We start from the raw sequence: 13,770 nt of genomic DNA on the forward strand, positions 1-13,770 counted from the left end.
CAAATACTGATTAAAGGAGCCTGATGGCTCCTTTTTTATTGTCAGCTTGCCCTCACTACTTCTTCAAAATTGACGCTCATCGCCGACTTTTCGTACCAACCTCCAATAAACCTCAAAAATCTCTCATTTAGATGCAATAAATTCAACGGTTCAGCGGTCTGTTGCTAGGATGGCAAAAGCCTAGAGTCTGTCGAGTTTTCGAGATGATTACGTATCGAACAAAACTCGACCGCGAACTCCCTGCTTGTTCTCAAGTAATTGATTGAATTTACTGTTGAATTAGAATTTATTTCAGAAACAGATAGAATAACTATTAGGGCATGTTGATCTTTCGTTAACCACGAAGGGTCAATACGCACTAGGGAGTTCGAAAATACAATGCTCTTGCCCGTTCACTACCAAATGGAAAAGTTTATGAACAAGATAGTAAGTACGTTAGGAATCATGGCAACCGTTGCATACAGCGCAACCATTTATGCTGATGAAGCAACATCCACCGACAGCTGGAACCAAATAGAACAGCAGGCAGAGGGAGAAACTGTCTACTTTCACGCTTGGGGCGGAAGCCAAGAGATCAATCGTTACCTACAGTGGGCAGGCAAGAAATTACAAAGTGACTACGGTGTCACGTTAAAGCATGTGAAAGTGACCGATATTGCGGAAACCACCACTCGACTGCTTGCTGAAAAAGCGGCAGGAAAGAACAGTGAAGGCAGCGTCGATATCGTCTGGATTAATGGCGAGAACTTCCGTTCGATGAAAGACAACGCGCTATTGTTTGGGCCATTTACGGAATCACTTCCAAATTGGCAGTATGTCGATAAGTCTCTGCCGATTGATGTTGATTTCTCAGAGCCGACAGAAGGCTTAGAAGCACCGTGGGGCGTGGGACAACTGGTGTTCATTCATGACCAAGAAACACTTCACAACCCGCCACAATCATTCTCTGAGATGTTAAGCTACGCTCAGGCTTTCCCGAACCGCTTAAGCTACCCTCGCCCACCAGAGTTTCATGGCACGAGCTTCATTAAGTCACTACTGATTGAACTAACAAACAATAACCCTGCGCTGGCTCAGCCGGTTTCAGAAGACAACTTCCAAGAAGTAACGGCACCACTGTGGGCTTACTTAGATAAATTCCATAAAGTGGCGTGGCGCGGTGGAAAGCAGTTCCCAGCAGGCACATCGGAAAGCATCCAACTTCTGGATGACGGACAGATCGATCTCGCGATTACGTTTAATCCAAACTCTGTTTATTCAGCACAAGCCAGTGGTCGCTTAGCCGAAACCACTAAGGCTTATGCTCTAGAAAGCGGCGCTCTATCTAACATTCACTTCCTTGCGATTCCTTGGAACGCCAATGCAACCGCAGGTGCTCAAGTGACCATTAACTTCTTATTGAGCCCGGAAGCACAGTCTCGCAAGGGTGACCTCAATGTTTGGGGCGATCCTTCGGTTCTGAGCAGCAAATACCTGACTGGCAGCGCTAAAAACACCCAGCAATTTAAATCGGTTGATGAACCACACCCTAGCTGGCAAAACGCGCTCGAGAAAGAGTGGCTTAAGCGATACGGTAACTAGTCTTCATGCTACGCGCTCTATATTTTGTTGTTATAGCTGTATGCATTATCCCGACCATTCCTGGAGTAGCGGGAGTCGTGGCTTCGTCACTGAGTTTCATCCCGCCCCTTGGTTTAGAGGAGCCGACACTCAACGGTTTTAGCCAAGTCTTTCAATGGGAAGGGGCTTGGCACTCTATTGGCTTAAGCCTAGGTTCAGCAATTGCAAGCAGCTATATAGCCTGCTTCCTGACCTTTTGTATTCTTCAAGCCTCTTGGGGAAACAAGTTTTGGAGAAAGATTGAGTTTACGCTATCGCCAATGCTTGCCATTCCACATGTAGCTTTCGCTATCGGCTTTGCTTTTCTGTTTAGTCCAACGGGGCTTGGCGCAAGAGCGGTACATCACTTGCTCGGCGAATCGGCTACCAGCTCTGAATTGGCGTTATTGGTGAAAGACCCATACGCGTTCGGCTTAATTATTATGCTCGCACTCAAAGAAGTCCCCTTCTTATTGCTGATGAGCATTTCGATACTTCAGCAAATTGATGTAGAGCGTATCACCAAGGTCAGTGCATCGCTCGGTTACAGCCGCGCTCAGATCTGGTGGAAATGTATTTTCCCACAATGGTTTACCAAGCTTCGTTTCCCAATGCTGGCGGTACTCGCTTACAGTGTCTCGGTTGTCGATATTGCTTTGATCATAGGCCCAACCAACCCGCCGACCTTTGCCGTTTTGGTATGGCAATGGTTCAACGATCCGGATCTTAACCTACTTCCGCGAGCTGCTGCTGGTGCCATCGTTTTGTTTGGTTTAGCTTCGTTGATCATCGCCTTGGCGCGTTTAGTTGAATGGGCGGTTCTTAAGTACTTTCGAACTTGGCAGTATTCCGGAAGAACAGGGGCAAACCTTCCGGGGAAAACGGTATTCACTGTCCTTGCTAGCCTTTCACTGCTGATCATTCCTTTAATGGTAATTTGGAGCGTTGCTCAGCGTTGGCGCTTCCCTGATTTACTGCCGAGCCGCTACAGCATGCGCTTCTGGGAGTTCGAGTGGGATGCCATCATGAGTACTGTGGGTCAAAGCTTATGGATTGGTCTGATTGCCGCTTCAGTCGCTTTGTTGCTTGCGCTGGTGGCTCACGAATACAGAATCAAATACAAGTGGCAAGTTCCGGGCTTCATTATCGCTATTCCAATGCTAATACCACAGCTTTCAGTGTTGTTTGGTATGCAAGTCACGACCTTCTACATCGGCAGTAGTGCCTATGAGTTCTGGGTGATTTGGGCGCATGTTTTCTTTGCTTTCCCGTTCGTGTATCTGTCTTTGGATGGCCCGTGGAAAAGCTTCAATGATGGGTTGATTAAAGCCTCGCTGAGCCTAGGTAAATCGCCATTTCAGAGTTGGTATTCGATCAAACTACCAATCTTGCTTCCTGCGATTGCCTTTGCTTGGGCGGTCGGGATCAGCGTGAGTTTGGCCCAATACCTTCCAACATTAATGCTCGGCGCGGGCCGTATTAGCACGATCACCACAGAAGCCGTTGCACTTACCAGTGGTTTCGACCGCAGGGTGACAGCAATCTATGCCATTTGGCAGGCCCTATTGCCTCTGTTCTTTTTCTCTTTAGCGATATTAGTCAGCCGACTTCAACTCAGATATCGCCGTCTTACTTTTAAAGGTTTCCTAAGTAATGAGTCTGTACCTCAACGACCTCGCCATCCGTAAAACCGATGGAGATTCGCTGTTCTCAGCGCTAAACGTCACATTAGAATCTGGCCAAATACTGGCTTTGATGGGGCCGAGTGGCTGTGGAAAGTCGACCTTACTGGATGCGATTGCTGGTCACTTAAGTGAAGAGTTTTCGTACTCTGGCACCGTTGTGTTGAACAATATTCAGCTCGACGAGCTTCCATCACATCAGCGTGAAGTCGGTATTTTGTTTCAAGATGACTTGTTGTTTCCGCACCTCAAAGTATGGGAAAACTTGGCCTTTTCGTTACCGAACTCTGTTAAAGGTTCCGCTCGCCAAAAACAAGCAATGGCTGCACTAAAAGACATAGAGCTAACTCACTTAGCTGAATCTTTCCCGGATCAAATATCCGGCGGTCAACGCGCAAGAATAAGCTTGACTCGTATGTTGTTAGCCAAGCCTAAACTCGCCCTGCTTGACGAACCGTTCAGTAAGTTAGACCAAGAGCTCAGAGCACAATTTCGCGATTGGGTCTTCGAACAGCTGACCAAAGCGAATATCCCTACATTAATGGTCACGCACGACGAAGCCGATGTACCTCAAGGGGCAGAAGTACTGTCTTGGCCATGGAGAAGTAACCATGCTGGATAAGTACTCCATTAAGGTCATTAAGTGGCCATTAAATCAGTCTGCTAAGTTACTAAACCAATTGGGTATCACGGCCAATCAAACCACGTTATTCGGATTTCTGATTGGGTGTTTAGCGTTTCCAGCGTTGGCATTTCAACAATATGAGTGGGCGTTAGGCTTCATTGTGTTTAATAGAGTATGTGATGGGCTTGATGGAGCCTTGGCTCGAATCCAAGGCATTAGTGATGCGGGCGGTTTCCTCGATATCAGCCTAGATTTCCTATTCTACTCGCTGATCCCTTTTGGATTTGTCATTGCCAACCCAGAACACAACGCCATTGCCGGTGCATTTTTGATCTTCTCTTTTATCGGCACAGGCAGCAGCTTTTTAGCGTTTGCGGTTATGGCAGGCAAGCGAGGCATTGAAAACCCAGTCTATAAGCATAAGTCTCTGTACTACATGTCAGGGCTAACCGAAGGCACTGAAACCATCGCTTGTTTCATCGCGTTTTGTATTTGGCCTCAACACTTTGCGGTTATCGCTTACACCTTTGGTGCAGCTTGTTGGCTAACCACGTTCATGCGTATTTATTTTGGTTTTCAGACACTAAAAAACCAAGCTAGTTAATAAATGAGTTAGTTTCTTGCATCTATAAAAACGCCGCTCATTGTGAGCGGCGTTTTCTATATTAGTATGGATAATGCCCGCTAAATCATGACATCAAGCTTCAGCTGAAGCCGTGATTTTAAACCTCAATACCTTTAGGCTTGAATCAAGGTCGACATCGACAAACTCAGGCGGGTTGTCCAGACGCTCAATGAACTCAACGCTTGGTGCTTCTTCTGCCATCGTCTCAATCAGGAAGTTTGGTGATACTGCTGGTGAGTTCACACACGCAATCACTTCACCGCCTTCAGTTAGAAGTTCAGGTAAACGACGTAAGATTTTTTTGTAATCTTTGGTTAGAGCAAAGCTGCCTTTTTGGAACGAAGGTGGATCGATGATAACGAGCTCGTAAGGACCGCCCTTCTTGATTTTTCCCCACGACTTAAAAATATCGTAGCCAAGGAAGTTAACCGAGCGCATATCGTGATCATTCAGACGGTGGTTATCGCGGCCTTTATTCAACGAGCCACGAGACATGTCCACGTTCATACATTGACGAGCACCACCAGCGATAGCCGCGACAGAGAAACCACAAGTGTATGCGAACAGGTTAAGAACGTTCTTATCCTGAGCATTATCTTGTACCCACTGACGACCATTACGCATGTCTAGGAACAAACCGAAGTTCTGATTACGGCCAATGTCTAATTGGTACTTAAGACCATGCTCAACCACAACCGGAGAATCATTCAACTCGCCCCATAGAACCTCTGAAGGCGCGCCATCAGCATAACGGTGTTGCAGAACAATGCTTGTGCCCTGCTTTGATTGCCAGATATCTTTGTTGGTGAGTTGAACCAATCCAGCTTTTAGAGATGACAAGAATTCGTCGTCTACTTCTTTAAACACGTTAACCAATAGCTGTCCATCAACCCAGTCACATGTCAATTGCTCTAGACCAGGCCAAAACTTACCACGCCCGTGGAAAATACGGCGTAGTTCGTTTGGTACTTCATTAAGTTGCTGTTCAATATGACTAAAAAACAGAGGTAAAGCTGATGCTTCCATTATTTCACTCACTTAGTGTTTAGCTTTGGCCAAGTTAATGACCAAGGTTCAAGCCAACTGTCCAAACCGTTCGACACGGTTTCCTGATACCACTTCTCACCCAAGGAGTTTAGGCTTCTTGGATCGCAGACATATTCGTAGGCTTGTGATTGATAGATAAATCGAATCGCGAAAGCATGCAGATAACCTCTGTCAGCCTCACTCGATGGATTATAAATAGGGTCACCAACAATGGCTGAGCCAATCGACTTCATCGCGACACGGATCTGGTGAGTTCGCCCCGTATAGGGTTTACATAAAAGCAAACGCTCACCGGGTTCAGCCGTTGCTGATAAAAATTGAGTAATCGCAGGGCTCTCTTTGGATGTCAGAAGTTTCCAACTTGAGCGTCGTGAACGCTCCATGTCTCCTGAGATCAAACCTTGCTTTTTCTTTGGCTTCTTAGAACCGATCGCAAGGTAGTATTTCTCTACTTCACGCTTTGCAAATAGCTGTGAAAGCTCGCTCGCCGCCGACGCATTTTTTGCCAGCAGCAGAATGCCCGAAGTCATTTTATCTAGTCGATGAACGAGATACAGCTTAGGCTCATTAATTGCCTTAGCAACTTCTTGAAGCAACATGGTATCGCCATCGTCTTTGTGGACGCTGACTCCAGGGTGCTTATTGATAAGTAAAAAATCAGAGTGGTTCAGAAGAATATCGAACATTAAAGGCTAGCTCCATTGTAGAACGTGGAGTATACCGCGTCTGAACCCAGATTCCAGCTACGAAAAAGCCCAACTCACTCAATAAATATTGAATCGTTGGGCTTCTTTTCAGCAACTAGCGATCAGTGCGTGGTCTTTACTCGATTACCAATAGGTAAATAGAACCAAGCTACCGCTTTACGCCAGTTTAAACTTACCAACTAATGCTTCTAGCTCAGCAACCTTAGCGTTCAAGCCTGATGTATTTTCGGAGCTACGAGTTGCTAGCTGCAGAGATTGCTCAGAGATATCGCTAATCGCGGTAATGTCCGCTGCAATTTCTTTGGTCACAGCCGTCTGTTCTTCTGCCGCAGTCGCAATAGAGTTAACCATGCTTTGTACATTGCCCGCACCGCTCACAATCGCTTCTAGAGCCGAAACAGCACCTGAGCTTTGCTCAACACCAATCTCAACTAAACGACAGTTATCTTGAGTGTAAGTCACCGCTTCTTGAGTGCCCGATTGAATCGATTGAATGATGCCCGAGACTTCTCGTGTCGCTTTGGTTGTTCTTTCTGCTAGCGCTCGCACTTCATCGGCTACCACAGCAAAACCACGACCAAACTCGCCTGCACGTGCCGCTTCAATTGCAGCGTTAAGAGCTAACAGGTTAGTTTGCTCAGCAATGTCTTCGATTACCTTGATAACGCTACCAATCTGCTCACCGTGAGAACCTAGAGTATTCATTTGCAACGACATATCGCTCATTTGAGTCGACACTTGTTGAATACTCGCCACCATCTCAACAATCACGTTGCGGCCATCTTCTGCAGAGGTTTCTGAGCGACGTGCTTCTTCATAAGTTGAAGTACCTTGCTGCGCCACTTCAGAAATGGTCAAGCTTAGCTCTTCAGCAGCCGTTGCAATCAAGTTAGCTTTGTCTGCTTGAGCTGATGCACCAGTAACGATGTCTTGGCTAATAGAAGAGAGCTCCCCTGTCACCGATTGGACTTGGTGAGTCACAGACGAGATTGAACCTAATAGGTCTACTAGTGATTTCTGCATCTGGTTAATCGACTTAGCCAGTTCAGCCAATTCATCACCAGAATCATCAATAATGTCGCCTGCCGTTAGGTCACCATTTGCTACACGTCGTGCTACTTGTTCTACACGAGTAAGACGATTGGTAATAGAGCTAGACAATAGATACGCAATCACACAACCAAAGACAATCGCAATAGCAGACAACACCATGATAGTGCGCTCGATGGTAGTAAACGTGTCGGTTAGTGTCAGTAGTGACTGTTCTGTATCTGCGCGCTCACTTGCTGACGCTTGATCCAGTAAGTTCTCAATAGGGATAAGATTGCTCTCATACAAAGATCGTAGCTGTTGAATATTGGCTAGTAGTGCAGCTTCATCATTGATCTTCGGCACAAGCTTTGATTCAAACTCTTGAGTGAAACGCCCCATCAGGTCTTCAATTCGCTGAATACGGCGGTGGTCTTCCGAACCTCTACTCTCCAAACGCTTAGCCTGCTCGATAGCTTGAGCAAATTCGTTCTTGCTGGTTCGATAATCATTGAGTGCGTTATCAACCAGTGTAATTGCACCAAGCGCATCTCGGTATACATCACCCGCTTCATCAATCAGTACCAGGTAGGTAACAGTACCCGGAACATCGTCCATTCTAATTTCATCTGCGCTCTGGTGCGCGCCGATAACTTCTATCCATACAATACTGACTAACGTAACAAGCACCGCCAATATAGAGCCAAAACCGGCATACAGTTTCTTTCTCACTGACAATTTCACACAACACCTACCTAAATTAAATACCGATCAAAAATTCTTGATATTCAATATATCGGCTAGGTGACGGATAACTTTAGTGAATGTAATGTTTTATTTTTTGATAAGAATTAAGTATTTGAATAAAAAAACGGGAGCCATTGGCTCCCGTTTCTTAACTTACTTTAGCTCGCGATTGTAGCTTCTTAAAACTATAGCTTCTTAAAACTATAGCTTCTTAGAGATAAGCGCAGAGCCAGCAATAATACCAATACCTAGTAGCATGATTGCACCTTTACCGCTGTCGAAGCCAGAAGAGATACCCATGAATGCAACGATTGCGATAGCTACTGGGATGATGTACTTAACTAGCGTGTACCATAGACCGAATAGTGGGAAAGATACTTCACCATCGTTAGTGATTTCTTTCTCTAGGTCAGCACGGTTTAGTCTCCAACCAGCGAAGATACATACCAACATACCGCCAACCGCTAGGAAAATCTTATCCGTTAGTAGGTCGAAAATGTCGAACGCGCCAGTATCAAACAGTGTTGGACCGAAGCCGCCAAGTGATAGAGAAGCGAAGATACATAGAATCGCCATTACAACACTTGCAGACAGTACCGCTGTTACACGCTTCATGCCTTTCTCATCGATTAGGTAAGAAACCACAACTTCAAGTAGAGATACTGAAGATGTTAGTGCCGCAACACTCAAACCAACGAAGAACATAAGAGCAAATAGAAGACCAACTACGCCGCCCATTTCAGCGAATAGCTGAGGAACAACAACGAATACTAAACCAGGGCCCGCTGCAGGTTCCATACCGAACGCGAACATTGCAGGGAACATTGCAACACCAGCTAGAATAGCAACACCAGTATCCATTGCGGTTACCATTGCTGTTGTCTGAACTAGGTTCTCTTTCTTCTTAAGGTAAGAACCGTATGTCATCATACAACCCATACCAAGACTTAGAGAGAAGAATGCTTGACCTAGAGCGGCTAGGATTACATTGCTGTCTACTTTAGAGAAGTCAGGACTGAATAGGAACTCAAGACCAGCCATCGCGCCCGGAAGCATAATGCCTTTGATTGATACTACAATAAGGATAATGAAAAGAAGCGGCATCAGGATCTTACCTGCTTTCTCAATACCACCAGAGATACCTTTCATAACGATAACAACGTTAAGTAGTAGGTATAAGCCCATCCACATTAGTGGTTGAACTGGGTTTGAGATAAAGCCACCAAAGCTATCACCAATTGCTTCTGGTGCGTCTAGAAGACCACCTGCAATTTTACCGATGTATGCGATTGACCAACCGCCTACTACTGGGTAGAAACCCATGATAAGTAGACCACTGAATACGCCGATAACGCCAGCGAACGTCCAACGACGGTCAGTTGTTTTAAATGCACCTACTGCTGATTTTTGCGTATGACGGCCAATCGCAAATTCAGTCAGCATGACACTGAAACCAATAAAAATTACAAAAAACAGGTAAATGGCAACGAATGCACCACCGCCACTTTCGCCTGCTGTGTATGGGAATTTCCAAATGTTACCTAAGCCAACAGCAGAACCTGCTGCAGCCATTACGAATCCTAACTTCGAACCCCAGGTATCGCGGGGTGTTGTGGTTGTATTACTAGTAGCCACGTGTACTCCAAACTTTTGTGTTATGTGATGTTGTGTTTTGCTTTGGGTGGCGTCTTTAAAAGGAAGGTGTATAAATAAATTTACACACCTAAAAAATTTGATTGACGCTCGTTGTCTAGCAAGTAAACCAGTTTAAGAATAAAATTGGAAGAGCATACCGTACAAATTTCGTTAAAGATGTAAATTTTTATGGTTAAATGCCGACTTTTCATACAAAACAATCGTTTTCTTCTTAAGTTGACCAAAACTTAACAACTTTAACCTATTTACATCTTTTGCTCTATTTTGTAAATAGTTGATTCCTTAAATTCCCATATCCGTTAAATAGCATTACTATCTAAGTGTCTCTTTTTTCGAGTATTCAATGTGGATAAGCTTTATCATTTTTTAACTTTGGCCTCTGTTGTTTTGTACTGGGTTCTCGTAGCCGGTGTGACGTTTCGTGTTGTACTAAAACGACGCTCTGTCAGCGTTTCTCTTGCTTGGCTAATGGTTATCTACATTATCCCGATTGTTGGTGTAGCTTGTTACTTCCTTTTTGGTGAGCTAAACCTAGGCAGAAAAAGGGCTGAACGCGCTCATCGTATGTTTACCCCTTTCGGCGACTGGTTCCGTCAATTGAATGATTGCCAACTTCACCAACCAGGGAAAGTCGGCTCCCCTATCCATAAGATTGACGAGCTTTGTAACAATCGAATGGGCATCCCTGCACTCAGTGGAAACACTCTATCGCTGCAATCTTCACCAAACGAGATCCTACACGCAATTATCGAAGATATAGAAAATGCACAAACCAGTATCAAGATGGTTTTCTATATTTGGCATCCAGGTGGCCTGACCGATTCGGTTGCCTCTGCGCTGATTCGCGCTGCAAAACGTGGCGTAGATGTTAAAGTTTTGCTCGATTCAGCAGGTAGCCCACGCTTTTTCAAAAGCCATTGGCTCGCAATGATGAAAGACTCGGGTGTACAGGTTGTACAAGCATTGGAGGTGAGCCCATGGCGTATTTTTTTACGTCGCCTAGATTTAAGACAACACCGCAAAATCATTGTGATTGACGAGACTATCGCCTATACGGGTTCAATGAACATGGTTGACCCGGCTCACTTCAAACAAAACTCAGGCGTTGGTCAATGGATTGATGTAATGGTCAGAGTGACTGGGCCAACCGTTAATGTGTTATCCGCTATTCACGGCTGGGATTGGGAAGTTGAGACTGGTGAACGCATTCTCCCTGATATACCTGAATGCCCAGTTGAAGAAATCATGACACATCATCCGGTTCAAGTAGTGCCGTCTGGCCCTGGCATGCCGGAATATTTGATCTTACAAGTACTGACCATCGCCATCAATCAAGCGAATCATTCTGTACGTATTACTACACCTTATTTTGTGCCAAGTGCTGACTTACTCGAAACACTTAAGATGACAGCTCAACGCGGCGTAACTGTAGAACTGATCATTCCACACAATAACGATTCACTAATGGTTAAATGGGCTTCTCGTGCGTTTTATACCGAGTTGCTTGAAGCTGGCGTAAAGATCTATGAATTTTACGGTGGCCTTCTTCATACCAAATCGGTAGTGATCGATGAAGAGTTTTGCTTGATCGGAACCGTCAATATCGACATGCGCAGTTTGTGGCTCAACTTTGAAGTAACCCTTGCCGTTGACGACGTACACTTCACCAAGCAATTGTTTGATTTACAGCAATCCTATATTGAATCATCTCATCCCGTGGAATTAGAGCAGTGGGAACAGAGAAATTTACGTAACCGCTTCTTTGAGAGACTGTTCTATTTATTCAACCCGTTGCTCTAATACTCCTCGCTCGCCGACCACCATTGGCAACGAATAGTATCTTTGCGATCGCTTTTTAACTTTTCATCACAAATCGAGGAAAAGTTAAAAAGCAAAAGAAAACGTTAAAAACTCTCTCTTCCCTCTTGCTTTGATGGCTACTCGCATGTTTTAAATAGGACATAACCGATTGATAAGGAATTCACAGCATGTCCGAGAACAAAACCACTAAACTTATCACTGCCGGTCGTGATAAGAAGTGGACCAATGGTGTTGTTAACCCACCAGTACAACGCGCTTCAACTGTCGTATTTAACTCAGTAGAAGAGAAGCGTAAAGCTACGATTAACCGCGCTAACAAGACCCTTTTTTACGGACGTCGTGGAACCAACACTCATTTTGCCTTCCAAGATGCGATGGTTGAAGTAGAAGGCGGCGCGGGTTGTGCACTGTACCCGTGTGGTACGGCCGCCATTTCTAATGCCATTCTCTCTTTTGTAGAAACAGGTGATCATATTTTAATGGTTGACACCTGCTACGAACCTACTCGTGATTTCTGTGACACCATCATGAAAAAGATGGGGGTAGAGACAACTTACTACGAGCCAACGATTGGTGAAGGTATCCAAGACCTTATCAAGCCAAACACTAAGGTGCTGTTTACTGAGTCTCCAGGCTCTGTCACCATGGAAGTGCAGGATATTCCAACACTAGCGCGTATCGCTCATGAACATGACATCATCGTTATGCTAGACAATACTTGGGCGGCTGGCGTGAACTTCTCACCGTTTGATTTTGGTGTTGATATCTCGATTCAAGCAGCGACCAAATACATCGTGGGTCACTCTGATGTGATGCTAGGTACGGCAGTCGCCAATGAGAAATGCTGGGATCAACTAAGAGAGCAAAGTTACTTGATGGGGCAATGTGTCTCACCTGATGATGCTTATTTAGGGCTTCGCGGCATTCGTACTCTTGATGTGCGTCTACGCCAACACGCAGAAAGCAGCTTGAAGGTCGCAAAATGGTTAGAGACTCGTCCTGAAGTTAACCACGTTCGTCACCCTGCTCTTGAGTCTTGCCCAGGCCATGAATTCTTCAAACGAGATTTTACTGGCGGTAATGGCTTGTTCTCTTTTGTACTAAACAACTCTAATATCAAAGCGACGACAGCGTTACTTGATGGAATGACACATTTTAGTATGGGTTACTCTTGGGGTGGATTTGAAAGTTTGATTCTAGCTAACGAACCAAGCAGTTTTGACAGCTTGAGAACTGTTGCCAATCCTAATTTCGAAGGTACCTTGATACGTGTTCATATTGGGTTAGAAGATGTTGATGACCTGATTGCTGATCTAGAGGCGGGATTAGAACGTTATAGCGCTCTGATTTAATCTGAGACGATAGGTCTAATATGCAAAAAAGGCAGGATATTCCTGCCTTTTTCTGTTTAAAGCATAACTCAAAATACTCATATTCAGATACTTCAGCTCATAATACAAACCGCTCATAGTCCAGAAGCTTTCAAAGCCAATATTGAACCTTAAAGCACATCCACTTAAAGATCTCAGAGCGATGAAAAAATGGCTATGAATTTTTCAATTTCTAAGTGATTGTTCCGCTGAAATAAATAACACTTTATTTGTGTGGGCAACCGACTAAATGATCATTGACCATACCTGTTGCTTGCATAAATGCGTAACAGATTGTTTCTCCTACAAACTTAAAGCCTCTCTTCTTCAAAAACTTACTCATCGCTTTAGATTGCTCGGTAGAAGCGGGAACTTGAGACATCTCGGTCCATTGATTCACGATCACTTCATTATCAACAAATTGCCATAAGGCATTAGAAAGAGAGCCGAACTCTTTCTGTAATTCAAGCGTTGCTCGTGCATTGTTGTATACCGAAGCAATCTTACCCCTGTGTTTAACCACATCGAAGTTTTCAATGATGTGCGGCACGTTGTCTTCATTCAACTCAGCTAGCTTGTTTAGATCGTAATCATCGAACGCGGCACGATACCCTTCTCGCTTTTTCAGGATCGTAATCCAACTCAGACCGGCTTGAGCACCTTCTAAAGTAATGAACTCAAACAGAACTTGGTCATCATAAACAGGCACGCCCCACTCTGCATCGTGGTACTCCCTTTCAAGCTCATGTTTAAGCGCCCATGCACACGTTCTATCCACTGTATTAGCTTCCATTTCGATGATCTCTTTTAGTAATCGTACATAAAAATAATGCCCCAATTAGGGTAATGCCGTTCACTTAAG

Annotated in this window: 11 protein-coding genes; 6 read left to right on the forward strand and 5 right to left on the reverse strand. The window is 44.8% G+C overall.

The genetic code is table 11. The features are described from left to right. Positions 1-414 precede the first annotated feature (414 nt). From AB4209_RS17785 to AB4209_RS17800, 4 genes are read left to right on the forward strand one after another with little or no spacing between them, the layout of a single operon-like run. Positions 415-1,581, forward strand: coding sequence for an ABC transporter substrate-binding protein (locus AB4209_RS17785; RefSeq protein ID WP_017060323.1), 1,167 nt, complete (start codon positions 415-417; stop codon positions 1,579-1,581). Positions 1,582-1,586: 5 nt separating this feature from the next. Further along, positions 1,587-3,287: an ABC transporter permease gene (locus AB4209_RS17790; protein ID WP_372056742.1), complete on the forward strand. Its 1,701-nt coding sequence runs from the start codon at positions 1,587-1,589 to the stop codon at positions 3,285-3,287. Beyond that, positions 3,253-3,903, forward strand: a complete 651-nt coding sequence (locus AB4209_RS17795; RefSeq protein ID WP_017065359.1) for an ATP-binding cassette domain-containing protein — start codon at positions 3,253-3,255, stop codon at positions 3,901-3,903. The genes AB4209_RS17790 and AB4209_RS17795 overlap by 35 nt, the downstream gene beginning before the upstream one ends. After that, the gene (locus AB4209_RS17800) at positions 3,893-4,510 is read left to right on the forward strand and encodes a CDP-alcohol phosphatidyltransferase family protein (protein WP_017060320.1); all 618 of its coding nucleotides are present in this window, start codon (positions 3,893-3,895) and stop codon (positions 4,508-4,510) included. Before AB4209_RS17795 ends, AB4209_RS17800 begins: the two co-directional genes overlap by 11 nt. 93 nt (positions 4,511-4,603) lie before the next feature. On the opposite strand, the gene AB4209_RS17805 is transcribed toward AB4209_RS17800, so the two are convergent. The 4 genes from AB4209_RS17805 to AB4209_RS17820 form a co-directional block, all read right to left on the reverse strand. Continuing rightward, on the reverse strand, positions 4,604-5,557 hold the full coding sequence (locus AB4209_RS17805) for a class I SAM-dependent methyltransferase (protein ID WP_017060319.1): 954 nt from the start codon (positions 5,555-5,557) through the stop codon (positions 4,604-4,606). A gap of 8 nt (positions 5,558-5,565) precedes the next feature. Further along, positions 5,566-6,264, reverse strand: a complete 699-nt coding sequence (locus AB4209_RS17810) for a TIGR01621 family pseudouridine synthase (protein WP_372056744.1) — start codon at positions 6,262-6,264, stop codon at positions 5,566-5,568. A gap of 177 nt (positions 6,265-6,441) precedes the next feature. Further along, the gene (locus AB4209_RS17815; protein ID WP_102333160.1) at positions 6,442-8,058 is read right to left on the reverse strand and encodes a methyl-accepting chemotaxis protein; all 1,617 of its coding nucleotides are present in this window, start codon (positions 8,056-8,058) and stop codon (positions 6,442-6,444) included. 204 nt (positions 8,059-8,262) lie between these two features. Beyond that, on the reverse strand, positions 8,263-9,696 hold the full coding sequence (locus tag AB4209_RS17820) for a sodium-dependent transporter (protein WP_050546918.1): 1,434 nt from the start codon (positions 9,694-9,696) through the stop codon (positions 8,263-8,265). Between the two features lie 366 nt (positions 9,697-10,062). On the opposite strand from AB4209_RS17820, the gene cls reads away from it, so the two are divergent. Both cls and AB4209_RS17830 read left to right on the forward strand, forming a co-directional pair. Next, positions 10,063-11,517, forward strand: coding sequence for a cardiolipin synthase (gene cls / locus AB4209_RS17825; RefSeq protein ID WP_372056746.1), 1,455 nt, complete (start codon positions 10,063-10,065; stop codon positions 11,515-11,517). Between the two features lie 188 nt (positions 11,518-11,705). Continuing rightward, complete coding sequence (locus AB4209_RS17830; RefSeq protein WP_017065338.1) at positions 11,706-12,890, forward strand: cystathionine beta-lyase; 1,185 nt, start codon at positions 11,706-11,708, stop codon at positions 12,888-12,890. A 244-nt stretch (positions 12,891-13,134) separates the two neighbouring features. On the opposite strand, the gene AB4209_RS17835 is transcribed toward AB4209_RS17830, so the two are convergent. Then, a complete protein-coding gene (locus AB4209_RS17835) occupies positions 13,135-13,701 on the reverse strand; it encodes a DNA-3-methyladenine glycosylase I (RefSeq protein WP_102320255.1) in 567 nt (188 codons plus the stop codon). Between the last annotated feature and the right edge of the window lie 69 nt (positions 13,702-13,770).

The organism is Vibrio sp. 10N.286.48.C11, from assembly GCF_041469805.1.
GTDB lineage: Bacteria > Pseudomonadota > Gammaproteobacteria > Enterobacterales > Vibrionaceae > Vibrio > Vibrio crassostreae_C.

Bases quoted from the DNA above. Each gene is read 5' to 3' on its own strand.
- AB4209_RS17785 (WP_017060323.1), top strand. From the start codon at position 415: ATGAACAAGATAGTAAGTACGTTAGGAATCATGGCAACCGTTGCATAC.
- AB4209_RS17805 (WP_017060319.1), bottom strand. From the start codon at position 5,557: ATGGAAGCATCAGCTTTACCTCTGTTTTTTAGTCATATTGAACAGCAA.
- AB4209_RS17795 (WP_017065359.1), top strand. From the start codon at position 3,253: ATGAGTCTGTACCTCAACGACCTCGCCATCCGTAAAACCGATGGAGAT.
- AB4209_RS17800 (WP_017060320.1), top strand. From the start codon at position 3,893: ATGCTGGATAAGTACTCCATTAAGGTCATTAAGTGGCCATTAAATCAG.
- AB4209_RS17810 (WP_372056744.1), bottom strand. From the start codon at position 6,264: ATGTTCGATATTCTTCTGAACCACTCTGATTTTTTACTTATCAATAAG.
- AB4209_RS17790 (WP_372056742.1), top strand. From the start codon at position 1,587: ATGCTACGCGCTCTATATTTTGTTGTTATAGCTGTATGCATTATCCCG.
- AB4209_RS17835 (WP_102320255.1), bottom strand. From the start codon at position 13,701: ATGGAAGCTAATACAGTGGATAGAACGTGTGCATGGGCGCTTAAACAT.
- AB4209_RS17830 (WP_017065338.1), top strand. From the start codon at position 11,706: ATGTCCGAGAACAAAACCACTAAACTTATCACTGCCGGTCGTGATAAG.